Annotated in this window: 14 protein-coding genes and 1 tRNA gene; 4 read left to right on the forward strand and 11 right to left on the reverse strand. The window is 72.6% G+C overall.

Features of this window, described 5'->3' with window-relative positions; all coding sequences use genetic code 11:
• Positions 1-13 precede the first annotated feature (13 nt).
• On the reverse strand, positions 14-1,033 hold the full coding sequence (locus V1633_RS27405; RefSeq protein ID WP_331217148.1) for an SWIM zinc finger family protein: 1,020 nt from the start codon (positions 1,031-1,033) through the stop codon (positions 14-16).
• Positions 1,030-4,455: an SNF2-related protein gene (locus V1633_RS27410; RefSeq protein ID WP_331217149.1), complete on the reverse strand. Its 3,426-nt coding sequence runs from the start codon at positions 4,453-4,455 to the stop codon at positions 1,030-1,032. The genes V1633_RS27405 and V1633_RS27410 overlap by 4 nt, the downstream gene beginning before the upstream one ends.
• Positions 4,456-4,677: 222 nt before the next feature.
• On the opposite strand from V1633_RS27410, the gene V1633_RS27415 reads away from it, so the two are divergent.
• Both V1633_RS27415 and V1633_RS27420 read left to right on the forward strand, forming a co-directional pair.
• Positions 4,678-5,001 (forward strand): zinc ribbon domain-containing protein, encoded by a 324-nt coding sequence (locus V1633_RS27415; RefSeq protein ID WP_331217150.1) that lies wholly within the window; start codon positions 4,678-4,680, stop codon positions 4,999-5,001.
• Between the two features lie 151 nt (positions 5,002-5,152).
• Positions 5,153-5,359: a hypothetical protein gene (locus tag V1633_RS27420; RefSeq protein WP_331217151.1), complete on the forward strand. Its 207-nt coding sequence runs from the start codon at positions 5,153-5,155 to the stop codon at positions 5,357-5,359.
• A 70-nt stretch (positions 5,360-5,429) separates the two neighbouring features.
• On the opposite strand, the gene V1633_RS27425 is transcribed toward V1633_RS27420, so the two are convergent.
• The 5 genes from V1633_RS27425 to V1633_RS27445 form a co-directional block, all read right to left on the reverse strand.
• A complete protein-coding gene (locus V1633_RS27425; RefSeq protein WP_331217152.1) occupies positions 5,430-6,137 on the reverse strand; it encodes a DUF4142 domain-containing protein in 708 nt (235 codons plus the stop codon).
• 215 nt (positions 6,138-6,352) lie between these two features.
• Positions 6,353-7,738 carry a hypothetical protein gene (locus V1633_RS27430; protein ID WP_331217153.1) on the reverse strand — a complete coding sequence of 462 codons (1,386 nt, stop codon included), beginning with the start codon at positions 7,736-7,738 and terminating at the stop codon, positions 6,353-6,355.
• A complete protein-coding gene (locus tag V1633_RS27435) occupies positions 7,738-8,340 on the reverse strand; it encodes a SigE family RNA polymerase sigma factor (RefSeq protein ID WP_331217154.1) in 603 nt (200 codons plus the stop codon). Before V1633_RS27435 ends, V1633_RS27430 begins: the two co-directional genes overlap by 1 nt.
• Positions 8,341-8,556: 216 nt before the next feature.
• Entirely contained in the window at positions 8,557-8,760 is a 204-nt protein-coding gene (locus V1633_RS27440) for a heavy-metal-associated domain-containing protein (RefSeq protein WP_331217155.1), read from the reverse strand.
• Positions 8,757-9,236 (reverse strand): nuclear transport factor 2 family protein, encoded by a 480-nt coding sequence (locus V1633_RS27445; RefSeq protein ID WP_331217156.1) that lies wholly within the window; start codon positions 9,234-9,236, stop codon positions 8,757-8,759. The genes V1633_RS27440 and V1633_RS27445 overlap by 4 nt, the downstream gene beginning before the upstream one ends.
• An 87-nt stretch (positions 9,237-9,323) precedes the next feature.
• On the opposite strand from V1633_RS27445, the gene V1633_RS27450 reads away from it, so the two are divergent.
• Positions 9,324-9,917 carry a TetR/AcrR family transcriptional regulator gene (locus V1633_RS27450; protein ID WP_331217157.1) on the forward strand — a complete coding sequence of 198 codons (594 nt, stop codon included), beginning with the start codon at positions 9,324-9,326 and terminating at the stop codon, positions 9,915-9,917.
• Positions 9,918-10,168: 251 nt separating this feature from the next.
• On the opposite strand, the gene V1633_RS27455 is transcribed toward V1633_RS27450, so the two are convergent.
• The 4 genes from V1633_RS27455 to V1633_RS27470 all read right to left on the reverse strand — a co-directional run bounded on the left by V1633_RS27455 (position 10,169) and on the right by V1633_RS27470 (position 14,116).
• Positions 10,169-10,243: transfer RNA gene (locus V1633_RS27455), tRNA-Val, on the reverse strand.
• Between the two features lie 164 nt (positions 10,244-10,407).
• Positions 10,408-10,872 (reverse strand): peroxiredoxin, encoded by a 465-nt coding sequence (locus V1633_RS27460; RefSeq protein WP_331217158.1) that lies wholly within the window; start codon positions 10,870-10,872, stop codon positions 10,408-10,410.
• Between the two features lie 209 nt (positions 10,873-11,081).
• Positions 11,082-11,519 carry a DUF3052 domain-containing protein gene (locus V1633_RS27465; protein WP_331217159.1) on the reverse strand — a complete coding sequence of 146 codons (438 nt, stop codon included), beginning with the start codon at positions 11,517-11,519 and terminating at the stop codon, positions 11,082-11,084.
• 110 nt (positions 11,520-11,629) lie between these two features.
• A complete protein-coding gene (locus V1633_RS27470; protein ID WP_331217240.1) occupies positions 11,630-14,116 on the reverse strand; it encodes a thiamine pyrophosphate-dependent enzyme in 2,487 nt (828 codons plus the stop codon).
• A gap of 478 nt (positions 14,117-14,594) precedes the next feature.
• On the opposite strand from V1633_RS27470, the gene V1633_RS27475 reads away from it, so the two are divergent.
• Positions 14,595-16,250, forward strand: a complete 1,656-nt coding sequence (locus V1633_RS27475) for an alkaline phosphatase D family protein (protein WP_331217160.1) — start codon at positions 14,595-14,597, stop codon at positions 16,248-16,250.
• Positions 16,251-16,331: the final 81 nt, after the last annotated feature.

A 16,331-nucleotide genomic window follows, 5' to 3' on the forward strand; every position in this document is an offset into this window, starting at 1 on the left:
ACCCGCCGACGGTTCAGTCCTCGGTCGCGTCGAACCGGGTGTAGGCCCGGGCCAGCCGTTCGGCGAGACCAGGTCCGCCGATGGCCGCGCCGGGCGGGCCGAGCTGCCGCAGCACCAGCCCCGGACCGGTCGCCAGCACGGGCGCCCGGGACGGCAGCGGGACCGGGCTGACCCAGAACCGGTCCGCCACCTCGGCCAGCGACGTGGCGGGCAGGTCCGCCAGCGCCATTCCGGTGCCGACCGGCGACGCCGTCGCGGTGTCGGCGGAGGACGGGTCGGTGGTCGCGGCCACCTCGACGCCCGGGTCCGAGACCTCGGCACCGGTACGCCGGGACCGCCGGTTCGTCCGGCGTCCCTCCCGCCCCGTCGAGGGGTCGGCCGCCCCGGTCGGGTCGGCGCCGTCCCCGGTCGGGTCCGCTGTGGACTCGCCGGTACGGAGCGTGCGGAGCCGGGCGAGCAGTCGCCGCCGGTCCCGACCCCGCCAGTGCAGCAACTGGAACGGGTCCGCGTCGAACGCCTCGGCCAGCAGATAGAAGGTCGCGGCCAGGTGTTTGCAGGGCACCGCGAAGTCGGGACAGTTGCACCGCTGTTCGAGTTCGTCGACGGCGCCCGGGAACAGCGGCGCGCCCGCGTCGGCGAAGACCTGCTCCAGTTCCGGCGGCACGTCACCGGCGAGCAGCCGGGCACTGAACAACGCCTGCGCGGCGAGCAGCGTCTCGACCCGGGTCCAGAGCGGTTCCGGGAACGGCCGGAGCCGGATCGACACCGCGTACGGCTGCGGACGGGAGCCCTGGACCACGGCGGTCACCTCGCCCGGCGCCACTTCGAGCGAGAGCACCTGCCCGGAGCGGGCGTACGACCGTCCCCGGGTGAGCCGGGTGCCGAGCGCGAACGACTCGAGTACGTCGACGAACCGCCGGGACCACCAGGACTGTCCGATCGTGCCCCGGGTGCTGCGGGCGCGCAGCCCACCGGAGACCCGCCGCCGTGGACCGTAGTCGGCGAAGTCGGCCCGGCCGGTGGGCCCGCTCACTCCACCACCGCCCCGGACTCGAGGGCGAAGAGCTGACGCAGCTGCGAGGTGGACAGCTCGGTGAGCCACTGTTCACCACTGCCGACGATCTTCGCGGCGAGCCCCCGCTTCTCGTTGATCATCGCGGCCACCTTCTCCTCCACCGTCCCGGCGCAGACGAACTTGCGTACCTGCACCGCCCGGCGCTGGCCGATCCGGAACGCCCGGTCGGTCGCCTGGTCCTCGACCGCCGGATTCCACCACCGGTCGACGTGCACCACGTGGTTGGCGGCGGTCAGGGTGAGCCCGGTGCCGCCGGCCTTGAGGGAGAGCACGAACAGGCTCGGGCCGGTCTCGTCCTGGAAGCGGGCCACCATGGCGTCCCGGTCCGCCTTGCCGACCCCGCCGTGCAGGAAGAGCATCTCACGGCCGAACCGGGCCGCCAGGTGGGCCCGGAGCATCCCGCCGAACTCGGCGTACTGGGTGAACAGCAGGGCCCGCTCGCCGGCGGCGAGGATCTCCTCGGCGATCTCCTCCAGCCGGGCGAGTTTGCCGGACCGGCCGGGCAGCGCCGAACCGTCCCGGAGCAGCTGCGCCGGATGGTTGCAGACCTGCTTGAGCTTGGTCATCGTGGCCAGGACCAGCCCACGCCGCTCGATCCCCTCACTGCTCTCGATCTTCGCCAGCATGTCGTCCACCACCGCCCGGTAGATGGAGGCCTGTTCCCGGGTGAGGTTGCAGAGCACCTCCATCTCCAACTTCTCCGGCAGGTCGGAGATGATCGAGGAGTCGGTCTTCACCCGACGGAGCACAAACGGACCGGTGATCCGGCGCAGCCGGGCCGCGGCCTCGTCGTCGCCGTGCCGTTCGACCGGTTCGGCGTACCGCTTCTTGAAGGTCGCCGCGCCGCCCAGCAGTCCCGGGTTCGCGAACTCCATGATCGACCAGAGGTCGGCCAGCCGGTTCTCCACCGGCGTACCGGTGACCGCCACCCGGTGCCGGGCGGGCAGCGAGCGGACCGCGACCGCCTGCCGGGTCGCCGCGTTCTTGATCGACTGCGCCTCGTCCACCACGATACGGTGCCAGTCGACCTCGGCCAGCGCGGCGGCGTCCCGGGCCGCCAGCGAGTACGTGGTGACCACCAGGTTTGCGCGCCGCACCGCCGCGACGAACTCCGGCCCGCGCACCCGCTCGGCACCGTGGTGTACGTGCACCCGCAGCTCCGGGACGAACCGGGCCGCCTCCCGCTGCCAGTTGCCGACCAGCGACATCGGACAGACCAGCAGGGTCGGCCCGCTGGCCGGTGGATCCCCGGCGAGCAGGGCGAGCAGTTGCACGGTCTTGCCCAGCCCCATGTCGTCGGCGAGGATGCCGCCCAGACCGAGCGACTGGAGGAAGGCCAGCCAGGCCAGCCCACGACGCTGGTACGGCCGCAGCGTGCCCCGGAAACCCTCCGGCGCGTCCCGTTCGGCGAGGTGTCGCTCGACCTGCCCGGCGAGCAGGTCGCCGAGCGGGCCGTCGGCCTCGACGGCGAGCACCGGCAACGCCGCCGGATCGTCCTGGTCGGCCAGGCCGAGCCGGAGCAGGTCACCGACGGTCAGCTCACCTCTGGTCCGGAGCAGCCGGAGCCCGGCGGCGAGGCGTTTCGGATCCAGCTCGACCCACTGCCCGCGCAGCCGTACCAGGGGTGTCTTGAGGGTGGCCAGCTCGGTGAGTTCGGCAGCGGACAGCGGCTGGTCGCCGAGGGCCAACTCCCAGCGGTAGTCGACCAACGCTTCCATGCCGAGCGCGCTGCGGCTGGCCACGGTGCCGGGCGCGGTACGGGTACGGGCCCGCAGCCGGGCACCGAGCCGCGCGCCGGGCCGCTGCCACCAGGAGGGCAGCAGTACGCCGAAGCCGGCCGCGTGCAGCACCGGCGCCCCGTGCCGCAGGAACCGGTGCGCACCCTCGGTGTCCAGTTCCATCATCTCCGGGGCGGCGGTACGCAGCGCGTCCTCCAGCTCCGGCCAGAGCCGGCTGGCCCGGCCGAGTTCGGTCAGCAGCGTCTCCTGCGGCGCGGCCAACTGTCGGGCGAGCGCCGGCAGTTCCGCCGGGGACGCCCAGATCCGGTCCGCCCCGACGACCAGGCTCGGCTCGTCGGCCGCCTGCAGGGCGAACTCGACCCGCCAGCGCGCATCCGGCTCGGCGGACACCACAGGCGCCGGGCCGCCCGGGTCGACGGCATCCGGGTCGGCGGACACGACGGACCCCGGGTCACCCGGGTCGACGGCATCCGGGGCGGCGGAGACGGGTATCCGCGCGTCGCCCGGGTCGACGTCCGGCAGTGGCACGGCGGGTTCCACGAGCCGGAAGCAGGCCCGGACCGGTCCGCCGGCCGCGTCACGCTGCCAGGCCCGCAGTTCCGCGTCGAGCACCCCGAGCGCGTCGGGCCGGGCGGTGAAATCGCGCTGCCGACCGGTCAGGGCCCGCAGCCAGGCCCGCACGGCGGTGTCCGTGCCGGTGGTGCGGCCAGCCCCGATCAGGCGTACGCCGTCCAGGGCGCTCCGGGCGGCGGCGTCGGTGAGGGTGTCGAGTGCGTCGGCGACCGTCGCCGCCGCCGAGTCGACTACCAGCGGCGCCGGGCCGACCGCCAGCGGTGTGGCCGCCCCTGCTGACCGGGCAGGCGTCGCGGTCTGCTCGGCTGACCGGGCCGCCGGAGGTAACGCCATGGTCAGGGCCCGGGCCCAGCCGGCGTCCGCCCCGGTCAGCAGGGGCCACCAGACCGCCTCGGCCGTCTCACCGGCCGCCGCACCGCCACCGGTCGCCGTGCTGGTCCCGCCACCACCGGTCGCTCCGCTCGTCCCGCCGGTGCCGGTCGCCGTGCTGGTCCCGCCACCACCGGTCGCTCCGCTCGTCCCGCCGGTGCCGGTCGCCGTGCTGGTCCTGCCGGTGCCGAGAGTGGCGGCCACGGACGGGCGGCGGAGACCGGGCAGGGTCCGGCCGCGTCGTACCAGCTCGACGGCGAACTCCGCGAGCCGCGCGAGATGGCGCAGGGACGCTCCGGGGACCGGCCGGTCGACCTCGACCGACTCCCGCTCGCCGAACATCAGCAGGACGGGGAGCGCGTGGTCGGCGTCGTACTCCAGGGTCGGCACCCGCCAACCGGCGAGGGTGACCGGACCACGGCCGCCGGCCGCCTCGACCGGCTCGGTACGCACCAGTTCCGGTGAATCGGCCGGCCCGCCGCCCCGGGTCGGCAGGGTGAGCAGGACGGTGCCGGTCGCCGCCTTGGCGGCGAGTTCACCGAGCGCCTCGGCCAACCCGGGGTGCCCGACCGCGAACGGGTGCGGCCTCTCCCGAGGTGCCCGGCCGGGTCGGCGGGGTGGCCGGGCCGGCCGGGAGGAGTCCTCGGCCCACAGCGCGAGCCGGCCACCACCCCGCCACACCCCGTGCACGACCAGCACGAACAGGTCCTCTCTCCGCAGCCCCAGCCAACCGGCGGTCCCCTTTCTAGCACCTCGGTGGGACGGGCCGCCCGGCCGCCGACGACAACGGACACCCCGTCCGGCGCAGTCTTCTTTCGTCCGATCCAGTCGCGAATCGAACAGTTTCGCCCCGCGAGCCGTACTACCGGACAAGATGACGATAGTTATGGATGCGTCGCATCCCGACGCGAGGCGGTGACCATGGACTTCCCCATCGTGCAGCGGGCCACGCCAGGGCGCTATCTACTCCGCGGGCTACTCTGCTGCGGTCCCTGCGACGAGTTGCTGATCCCGTCGTTCTCGTCGAGCGGACGCCGCTACTACGGCTGTCCGAAACGGCGCTGCCCACGCCCCTGGATACCGGCCGAGCAGACCGAACAACTGGTCTGGGCACACGTCACGGCACGGTACGGGGAGGCGGCCCGGGACGTGCCGAACGATCAGCGGCCGGCGATCCTGGTCGCCGTCCTCACCCGGGTGAGCATCGGACTGCGCGTCGCCGACCTGGAATACCACTGGCGCTGAACAACCCGGCACCGCCGGCGCGCGGTGTTCCGACACCAGCGGCACGGAACGACCTGACGCCAGCACCCGAAGTGGTCCGTGCCGGTCGCGACCGGCGGGTGGGACGGGACGATCGGCTGCGCCGGGGCGCCGGCGACGGCAGGATGACCCCATGGAGGCCAGCACGGAGATCCCACTGGTCGGCGGGGTGGCCGACGGCGGCACGGTGATAGTTGATCTCGACGTACACGGCCGGCCGCCGCTCACCCACCACCACCTGGTCGACGGCGGGCTGGCCCGGGCGGAGATCTACGAGTTGGAGGCGGCCCCGGACGAGGGGCCGCCCTGGGTCTACCGGTGGCGCGGACCGGCCTCCTGACCGGAGGCGGTGCCACCTGGCACGGCCCAGGGGCGGGACCACCTGCCCACCCCTGGGACCACTGGCCCACCTACCTGCGCCGGACCACCCGGACCGTGGCGACGCTGCCGAGGGTCAACGCGCCGAGCAGCACCGCCCAGATGACGGTGGAGCTCAGCCCGGTGCCGAACTCCGCGTTGGCCTTGGCCGCCGCGATGAGTCCCTCGTCCTGCGGCGCCGGCAGGGCGACCGGCGGCAGCTCCGCGTAACGCACCAGGCCGGTGCTCTCCAGCAGGGTCATGTGGGTCATGACAAATCCGTTGGCCTGCTCGGCGAGCTTGCGGACCACGTCGTTGCGGGTACTGGAGCGGACCGCGCCGATCACCGGGAAGATCGCACCGTGCGCGGCCCGCAACCGGTCCACGAAGATCCGGTCGAACCGGGCGCCGGTGGCGCTCTTCATCTCGTCGAGCCAGCCCTTCTGCTGGGCGCTCGGCTCGCCCGGCAGTTGGACCCCGAGTTTGTTGGCCGCCTCGACCACCAGCTGGTCGAGTTGGTCGTGCTGGGCGGCGATCTCCGCGCCGACCTTCCGGACCTCTTCCTTGCTGCCCTTCTCCGCCGCCATGGTGCCGGCCGGCATCTCCCAGAGTCCGGCCAGCCGTACGCCGTTGAGCAGTGTCATGTCGGCCGCGCCGAGCTGGGTCGGCCCGGCCGGGGCGGCCAGCCCCACCGCCGGCAGTGTGAGCAGACCAGCAACCAGGCCAACCAGTACGGCGGCCGTCCAACGCGTTGCCTTCACTGCAGATCGGGCCGTGGCCACGTCCTCATCCTCCCCGGGTGACGCGCGTGTGACAGGTGACGATTTCGGCCCGAACCGTATTGCCGAATGCCTTTCTGAGTCAATCTGGGATGGCGGGAAATAGCGAAGCTTAGGCCACATTTAAAGGAAACCTATGCCGACGGCCGGCCCGCCTCCACGGCGGGCCGGCCGCGCCACCGGGCCGGGGCGCCACGTCAGGGCCAGACCCGCTCCTCGCCGAAGTGCACCGACCCGAACTCCGGTCTCGCTGGCATCGACGTCACCAGCCGGTCCGAGGCGTCGTACACCCTGATCGTCCTGACCTTCTCTTCGCCGGGTTCCAGGCGGCCGACACCGTCCTTGAGCGGCCCCTCGGCGACCACCCGGTTCCCGTCGCCGACCAGTTCGACCCGGGTCGCCGAGTCCGGGCCGACGACCAGCACACCGTCCGGGTCGGTCGGGATCGGGGCGACCACCAGGTCGGGCCGACCCACTGCGGTCAACCAGCGCGAATAGCGGACGGTCTGCGCCTCGTCGGCTGGCGACGGGGGCTCGAACCGTCCCATACCCACCTGCAGCAGCGCCGCGCAACCGCCGCCGGAACCGCACGACGTGACGAGCAGGACCGGCGGGGTGTCGGCGGGTGCACCGGGGATCCGGCCGTGCCACCTCAGCCGTACAGATCCGACCGCCAACCCGTTCCTGTCGAGTGCGTCGGTCAACCAGCGGGCGGCGTTCGCGGCGGCGGTCGGATCGACGCTGTCCGGCGTACCCGGCGGCACGGCCGTGGCATCCGGACGGCCGGACGCGCTGCCGAACGAAACGTCGTACCGGGGGACGCCGTCGCAGCTGAACCGCCATCGCTCGGCGGCCTGCTCGGGACCCGTCACCGCGTACCCGTCGCCGCCGATCGGCCGCCAATCGCGGCGCACCGTCCCGTCCGCGGTCAGCTGGCCGTTCGAGGACGCTTCCACGACGCAGCCGCTCGGCCCGAGCGCCAGCCTGACGTCGTCCGGCGAGGTTCCCGCTGCGGGCATCCGGGAGATCGAAAAGATCGGACCGAACCCAAGCGCGTCGACCGGCGTGCCGGTCTTGTCGAGCAGACCCCGTACCGACGCGCCGGGATCGGCGATCGCCTCGCGGAGCACCGCCTGGCTGTCGTCGTCGGTGAAGGCCACCACCACCAGCCGCGCGTTCGGCAGGTCGTGCGCGAAAAGCACCCGGACGGCGTCCAGCGCCGGGTCGACCAGTAGCTCCGCCCGGGCGGCGCGGTAGCCGCGCGCGATGTTGTCGATCAGTTCATGGTCGCCGGCCAGGTTGCCGCGGGGCGGCGAGTCGAGCAGTTGCCGCTCGAGCGGGGTGTCGATCTGGCCCGGCGGCTGGAGTTCCACCGGGCCGGCCGGCTCGGCGTCGAACCCCCGGACCGTTCCGCCGAGCAGCGGGACCGCCGCGACGACCACCGCCACGGCCGCCGCACCGGCGGTCAGCGCCCGTCGTCGGCGCTGGCGCCGGAGCCGCTCGAGCAACCGGCGGTACGGCTCGGGCCGCGACACGACGGGTTCGGCCAGCCGGGCCAGTCCGTCCCTGAGATCGTGGGCCATCATCCATTCCTTCCGAAGATCGTGTCGGCCGGCAAACAGTTGTCCCCGACTCCCTGGACCGCCGACGGCGGGCGAGTTGTCCTCGGGGTGACCTCCAACGTGGCGAGGTCCGTCGAGGGCGTCGGCAGTACGGTCCGCAGCCGGGCCAGTCCCCGGGACGCCTGACTCTTGACCGTGCCGACCGAGCATCCGAGCAGGTCCGCGATCTGGGCTTCGGACAGGTCCTCCCAGTAGCGCAGCACCAGGACGGCGCGCATCCGGGCCGGCAGGCCGTTCAGTGCGCCGAGCAGTTCGTCGCGGACCACCACGCCGTCGGCGACGTCCCGGGCGTGCGGCTCACGACCGCGTCCCCAGTCGCCGATCACCCCGGCGAGCAGTTCCCGTGAACCGATCCGGCGCCACCGGCTCAACCGATCGTTGACCATGATCCGGCGGACGTACGCCATCGGCTCCTCTACGTCGCGCCATCGGCGCATCGCCCGGATCAGGGCATTCTGCACCAGGTCCTCGGCGGCGTGCTCCGACCCGGTGAGCAGGTATGCGGTCCGTAACAGGTCGGTATATCGGACCTCCACGAACTCGCGGAATCCGTCTTCCGCCACATGCTCCTCCAGGACCGGTAGGCGTTGTTCGACAGAAAACAGATCCCGTGGCGGGTCAAAAGGTTGAGAGGTCGGGCCGGGGAATCGCGGCACCCGCGTCGGCCGCGCGACGCGCCGTCGGCGAGGGCGGCACCGGCCGGGCGGATGAGTCCGCTGTCGGGTGGTTGGGGGCCGCCAGTACCCGGTCGGCGTCCGGCGGCCGTCCGCGAGCCGGGCCTAGACGAGCTCGTAGCCGGCTTCCTCGACGGCGGCGCGCACCTCGGCGATGTCGAGAGGTCGGTCGCTGGTCACCGTGACGCTGTCATGTTCGAGGTCCACGGCGACGGCGGTGACGCCAGGGATCCGTTTGATCTCCTCGGTGACGAAGCCTTCGCAGTGTCCGCAGGCCATTCCGATCACGCGGTAGGTGTGTACGGTCATGCCGGCATCTGCCTGTGGTCGGGCACCTCCGGCGCCGGCTGTGCCGAGCCGACCTGGCCGCCGGCTTCGGCGTCGGCGGTACGCGGGGCCTTGCTCGGAACACTTCGGGTGAGCATGTGTGCCCGGCGCATCCGCCCGTCGGCGGCGAACTGCCCGAAGAAGTACACCTCGACGCTGCCCTCCCGCTTGCTGTTCTGGAAGTGCAGGGTGTAGCGGGCGGCGATCCGGTCGCTGTCGGCTACCGCCTCGTGCACCTCCCATCGGGCGCTGGGTTGGTGCCGCTGTGCCGGACGGACGTGCGCGATGAGCTTGGCGCGGTCCATCCGGCTGCCGTCGGCGATCTGCACGATGTCCGGCGTGTGGTAGCGGTCGACGACCACCGTCGGATCCTCCTCGCCGCGCACCAGGTCGCTCATGAAAGAGGTGAAGAAGTCGGTTATGAACTGCTTCGGGTCGGTGCCGTCGAGCGCGCGCATACTGCCTCCGCCAACTGATGGTCCTCCGGATAAACTTTACAGGCTGTAATATATGAGCTTCCGAGAAAACTTGGCAAGGTGTAAAAGATGACTTCGTCAGCGCGTACCCCCCGTGCCGACGCCCGCCGCAACCGGACCGGCATCCTCGACGCGGCGGTCCGGTTGCTCGACGCGCAGCCAGAGGCCAGCGTCGACGCCATCGCCGTCGCGGCCGGGGTGACCCGACAGACCGTCTACGCCCATTTCCCGTCACGCGAGCACCTGATGACGGCCGTCGTCGACCGGATCACCGACGAGGCCGTCGCCGCGATGGACGCCGCCGATCCGGACAGCGGACCGGCCGCCGACGCGCTGATCCGCGTCCTCCAAGCCGGCGCGCAGACTGCAGGGCGCTATCCCGGACTCGTTCAACAGATCAGTTCGCTTCCGGTGAGCCCACAGCTCGACCAGGACCGCCACGCGCCCGTCGCCGACCGCATCAACCGGGTTGTCCGGCGCGGCCAGCAGAGCGGGGAGTTCGACAGCAACCTTCCGTCCGACTGGCTCGCCTCGGTCATCATCAGGATCGGCCACGCCGCGGGCGAAGAGGTCGACGCCGGCCGCATGACCAGTGCCCAGGCCACCGACGCGCTGCGTACCGTCCTGCTCCGGGTGCTCGCCCCCGACCGAGCGGAACGGTGACGGCCGGAGACCGTGCCTCCGGCACGCGGGTTCAGGCGAGGGGTTTCCACTTTCGCGCCCGTCACGGCCGCGTCAGCCACCGCGGGTGTTACGCGGTCGGAGCGGCGTCAGCGGAGCGACGGCGCAGGGGGCCAGGCGCGGCGCGCGGCCGTTTCGGGGCGTGCCGACGGACGACTGTCATGCCGTCCGTCGCTGTCACCGCAGCCGCCGACCAGGGTGATCCTGATCTTTGGGTCGGTGCTGGTCGACCATGGTGGGCGCGGCAGGTTTCGAACCTGCGACCCCTCGCTTGTAAGGCGAGTGCTCTCCCACTGAGCTACGCGCCCGGAACGCCCGTACGGGCTACCGGCGGCGGCAAGCTTACCCTGCCGGGCCGACCCGTGGTCGAACCAGTTCTCGGATCGCGGTGCCGGCCGGGGTGTCCCACCCCCGGTGGACCGTCCGGGGCGACCCCGGCACCGTCATGTCACCGCGTGGCGGGACCGCCCGGTCAGGCCACCGCGGCGGCCAGCGCCTTGCGCCAGCCCGTCTGGTCGCGGCGACCACCGGGCTCGTTCAGCTCGGCGAAGCGGACCGTGCCGGCCTTGTCGATCACGAAGGTGCCCCGCTTGGCGACGCCGGTGGTCTCGTCGAAGACCCCGTACGCCTGGGCCACCGCCCCGTGCGGCCAGAAGTCGGCCAGCAGCGGGAACCCGAAACCCTCCCGGTCGGCCCACACCTTGTGCGAGAAGACCGAGTCGACGCTGACGGTCAGCACCTGCACCTCGTCGTTCTGGTACTCGTCGAGGTTGTCGCGCACCTCGGTCAGCTCGCCCTGACAGGTGCCGGTGAAGGCCAGCGGATAGAAGACGAGCAGCACGGTGCGGCGGTCCCGGAAGTCGGCGAGCCGGACCTCCTGGTTGTTCTGGTCCTTCAGCACGAAGTCCGGCGCCTGGGCCCCCACCTCGATCGGCATCTCCGCTCCTCCTGGTCGTGACCCCGGCCCGCCGGGTCGTGGGCGCCGGCCGGTCGTGGCCGTACCGGCGCGATGGTCAGCCGGCCGCTCGCTCCGCCGGCTCGATGATATGTCCGCCCTGGTCCGGTCGGACCGCGGCGTACCGCCTCCCCAGGAGCCGCTACCGGCACCACCGGCGGGGAGGGCGGCACCCGTTGCCGTGGCCCGCGCTACTTCTTGGCCTTGGCGCCACGGCGGAGGACCAGCCGAGCGGCGCTCCAGTCCTTGCCGGCGTTGACCGTGGACGTCTGCTGCAGGCCGGCGGTGGGCGCCGACTCACTGATCTCGCTCGGCTCGACGTGTCCGTCCCGCCCGGCCTTCGGCGTCAGCAGCCACACCACCCCGTTGTCCGCCAGCGGCCCCAGGGCGTCGGTGAGCAGCTCGAACAGATCACCGTCGCCGTCCCGGTACCAGAGCAGCACCGCGTCGACGACCTCGTCGGTGTCCTCGTCCACCAGCTCTCCGCAGCGATCGGTCAGGGCGTCGCGGAGGTCGTGGTCGACGTCGTCGTCGTATCCCATCTCCATGACGACCATCCCCGGCTCGATGCCGAACCGGTCCGCCAGACTCCGTACTCCGTCGGCGGCCTGACCAGCGGTCGCGCTCACTGTCACGTGCCTCCTCATCTCCCTGCCAGCGGCATCCCTGCGACGCCGATGACGCAAAGTCCACACAGTTGTCCGGCCGCGCGCAAGTGGCGCACCGGGTCGAAGGGAATTTACCGTGCCAGCAGCGTGCGGGCACCCTGGGTAATGGCCTCCTCGGAGACGAGAACCCGACGGGCCGCCGGCCCTAACGGGACGAACGTGTCAATAGCGGCGATTCTACGAGCCGACCCGACAAAACCGGCATCAACCAGTGCCGCCACCACGCCCTCGCCGACCCCGCCGGACCGGCGCGTCTCATCCACGACCAGCACCCGGCCGGTCGCCTGGGCCTCCCGGATGATGTCCGCCACCGGCAGCGGGGCGAGCCAGCGCAGATCCAGGACCCGGGTGCCGATCTCCTCCTCGGCCAGCTTCGCCGCCGCCCGGAGCGACATCCGAACACCATTACCGAAAGTGATGATGGTGATGTCCTCGGCCGAGCCGACCCCGTAGACCCGGCCCCGGCCGATCGGGACGTGGCCGGCCGACCAGCCGCCCGGTCCGGCGTACGGGGCGAGCCACTCGCCGTCGCCCTCGGCGTACAGGTCACGGGTGTGGTAGAGCGCGATCGGCTCCAGGAAGACGCAGACACTGCCGTCAACCGCCGCGCTGGCCAGGCAGGAACGCAGCATCGGCGCGGCGTCGTCGGCCCGGGCCGGCACCGCCAGCACCAGCCCGGGAACATCCCGGAGTACGGCCAGCGAGTTGTCGTTGTGAAAGTGCCCGCCGAACCCCTCCTGGTACGCCAGACCGGCGATCCGTACCACCATCGGGTTGCGGTAGGCGCCCCGGGAGAAGTACTGCATCGTCGCCGCCTCGCCGCGCAACTGGTCCTCGGCGTTGTGCAGGTACGCCAGGTACTGGATCTCCGGCACCGGCAGCATGCCGCCCAGCCCGGCACCGAGCCCGAGGCCGAGGATCGAGGTCTCGTCCAGCAGCGTGTCGAAGACCCGGGGGGCGCCGAACCGTTCCCGCAGCCCCTTGGTCACCCCGTACACCCCGCCCTTGACCGCCACGTCCTCGCCGAAGACGGTCATCTGCGGATAGTCGAGCAGCCCGTCGGCCAGCGCCGCGTTGATGGTCTGCGCGAGGGTGAGCGGACCCTCGTCCTCCGGGAGCTTGTTGTTGAAGGCGGCGCCCCGGGCGGCGGCGGCCGGCCCGGCGGCCCGGCCGGCGGCCTCGGTGACCGCCCGGGCGACCCGGACCGGGCGGCGCGGGGCGAGCGGCGCCACGATGTCGGCGGCGTTGTCCAGCTTCGGTTCGCCGATCACCTCCTCGGCGACCTTGCGCACCTGCCAGCCGATCTCGTCGTACCGGGCGATCAGCTCCTCCGGGGTGGCGAGGCCGGACTCGACGAGCAGTCGGGCGGTGGTCACCACCGGGTCCCGCGCCAGGTCCCGGTTGATCTCGGCACTGGTCCGGTACGCGACCTCCGCGTCCGCCCCCGCGTGCCCCATCAACCGCACGGTCGACAGGTGCAGTACGGCGGGCCGCCGGTGCCGACGCACCCAGGCCGCCGCCTCGACCGCCACCTCGTACGCCTCGGCCAGGTCACACCCGTCGGCGGCGAAGTACCGGATCCCCGGCTTGGCCCGCAGCGTGTTCGCCACCCAGCCGTCCGGCGACTTCACGCTGATGCCGAGCCCGTTGTCCTCACAGACGAAGAGCACCGGGATCCGCAGTCCGGTGTGGTCGCACCAGCCGGCGGTGTTGAACGCGGCGGCCGCCGTCGCGTGGTTGACCGACGCGTCGCCGAACGAGCAGACCACGATCGCGTCGGCCGGCCAGGGGACCTCGAGGTCGCCCCGGCCCGGGCCGCCGGCCGGTCGGCGCGCGGCGAGCTGCCCCCTGCCGTCGCCCCGGCGACGCTGCCGTTCGATGGCGAACCCGAGCCCGACCGCCCGGGGCAGGTGGGAGGCGATGGTGGAGGTGGTCGGCACGATCGCGAGCGCGGAGTTCCCGAAGACCTTGTGTCGGCCACCGGCCACCGGTTCGTCGGCGGAGGCGACCACGCCGCGTAGCACGTCCCGGGCGGCGCCCAGCAGGGCGTCCGGCGGGCCGTCCGGGTCGCCGGCACCGTCGTCGGCCCGGCGCGGGCCGGTGCCGCCGGCGCTGTCCTGCCCCCGCATCGCCTCGGCGACCCGTTCGGCGATGCCGACCCGGTGGGCGAGACCCCCGCCGTCCGTTCCGGCTCCGGCGGGGTCGCGCAGCGCGTCGGCCTGACCGGCCCGGGCGCAGTAGAACGCGCCGGAGCGGTAGTGCAGCAGTGCCGGGTCGGTCGACCGGACGGCGAGCGCCACCGCCGCGTTCCCCTCGTGGCCGGAGGAGCCGATCGTGTAGTAGCCCTCGCCGAAGCTGCGTAGCCACCGCGCGGCGAGATCCAGGTGCCGGCTGACCAGCTGGGCGTCGAACAGTCCCAGGGCCCGGGCACCGTCGAGGGTGCCACCGTCGCGGACCGGCTCCTCCGGCGCCCGTCGGGTCGCCGACGCCACGAGGGCGCCGACCGCCTCCCGGAACCGTTCGTCGAGATCTTGGGGGGTGGTCACGTCGCACAGCATTACCGACCACGGCCACCCCTGACCACTCGACACGGCGCCAGGGTCGGCACGTCGACCCCGTACAGTCCATGATCGACTGCGGAGCGTCGCCACGGCCCGGCACCGGAGCGCCACCGCCCGGAGCGGTCACCTTTCCGACGACCCGGACCCACCGGGTACGGCACGATCGCGAGCCCGGCGACCCTGCCGGCCCCGCCGAGCCGCGCCGGCTGCTGCACGGGTCGGCGGCCGGCACCGGACCGTCCTGACCGACCGTCGCCACTGGACCGGCCGACCGTCGCCATGCTCCGGATCGGTCAGCGCCTGCTCCTGGTCGGTCAGCGTCGTGGTTCCGGCCGACTGTCGCCACTGTCCTGACCGACCGGACGACCGTCCCTTCACCGGTTGTTCGGCAGCCGGCTATCGCCCTGCCCCATTCCCGGCACCGGTGCCGACGAACCTGCTTGCCAGTCTGTCCACCGGATCTTGGGAGATCTCGATGGCCCTGTCCCGCCGTACCCTCCTGGTCACCAGCGCCGCGGTCGGCACCGCCGGCGCGCTGACCACGCTGCCCGCCGCGGCCTCCGCCGCCCGACCGCTGCGCACCGACCCCTTCACGCTCGGCGTCGCCTCCGGCGACCCGGACGCCGACGGTTTTGTGCTCTGGACCCGTCTCGCCGTCGAACCGCTGGCCGAGGACGGCATGGGCGGCATGCCGGACCGCGCCGTGCCGGTGCGCTGGGAGGTCGCCACCGACGAGCGGTTCCGGCACGTGGTCCGACGGGGCACCGTGCTGGCCCGCCCGCAGACGGGGCACAGCGTGCACGTCGAGCTTGACGGGCTGGCACCGGGGCGCGAGTACTTCTACCGGTTCCACGCCGAGCGGCACAGCTCGCCGGTCGGCCGGACCCGCACCACCCCGGCGCCGTGGATGCTCGGCGGCACCCTCACCATGGCCTTCGCCTCCTGCTCCCAGTACGAGCACGGCTACTTCACCGCCTACCGGCGGCTCGCCGAGGAGGAGCCGGACCTCGTCCTGCACCTCGGCGACTACCAGTACGAGTACACGAAGGACAGCTACACGATCCCCGGCGGGAACATCCGTGACCACGAGGGTCCGGAGACCGTGACGCTGGCCAACTACCGGCAGCGGCACGCGCAGTACAAGTCCGACGCCGACCTGCAGGCCGCGCACGCCGCCGCGCCCTGGCTGGTGGTCTGGGACGACCACGAGGTGGACAACAACTGGGCCGACGAGGTGTACGAGCGCCCCGACATCCCGCAGCCGGACTTCCTGGCCCGGCGGAAGGCGGCGTTCCAGGCGTACTACGAGAACATGCCGCTGCGTCGTACCTCGGTGCCGCGCGGCATCGACATGCAGCTCTACCGGCGGATCCGGTGGGGCCGGCTGGCGAACTTCCACATGCTCGACACCCGGCAGTACCGCGACGACCAGGCCTGCGGCGACGGCTACCAGGACTGCCCGGCCGCGCTGGACCCGGCCCGCTCGATCACCGGCCCGGAGCAGGAGCGCTGGCTGCTGGACGGTTTCCACCGCTCGGACGCCCGCTGGGACATCCTCGGCCAGCAGGTGTTCTTCGCCCAGCGGGACAACAACGCCGGCCCGGCGACGGTCACCAGCATGGACTCCTGGGACGGCTACGTCGCCTCCCGGGACCGGATCACCCGGGGCTGGCTGAACGCCGGCGTCCGCAACCCGGTGGTCCTCACCGGCGACGTGCACGCGCACTGGGCCAGTGAACTGAAGCTCGACTACGCCGACCCGACCTCGCGGACGGTCGGTACCGAGCTGGTCTGCTCCTCGATCTCCACCACCGGCAACGGTGCCGACTCGAACCCGGCCGACCACTCGTTCCTGAAGATCAACCCGCACCTGAAGTTCTACAACAACCAGCGCGGCTACGTCCTGACGAAGATCAGGGCCGACGAGCTCGCGGTCGACTTCAAGGTGCTGCCGTACGTCACCACGCCGGACGCGCCGGTGCACACCCGGGCCTCGTTCGTGGTCGAGGACCGGGCTCCGGGGCTGCACCAGACGTACGACCGCCCGCTCGACCCGCCCGCGCCCGCCGCCAACCGGTCCCGGCTGGACTCGGCGACCGAGACGAGCACCCAGGAGACCGTCCGGCCCTGACGCCGGCCTGCCCGGTTCCGGCGGTGTGCCCGCCGGAACCGATCCCTCGGTGCCGGGGGCCCCCGGGGGGGGGGGGGGGGG

Origin of the sequence: Plantactinospora sonchi, from assembly GCF_036422035.1 — a bacterium.
Taxonomy (GTDB): Bacteria; Actinomycetota; Actinomycetes; order Mycobacteriales; family Micromonosporaceae; genus Plantactinospora; species Plantactinospora sonchi.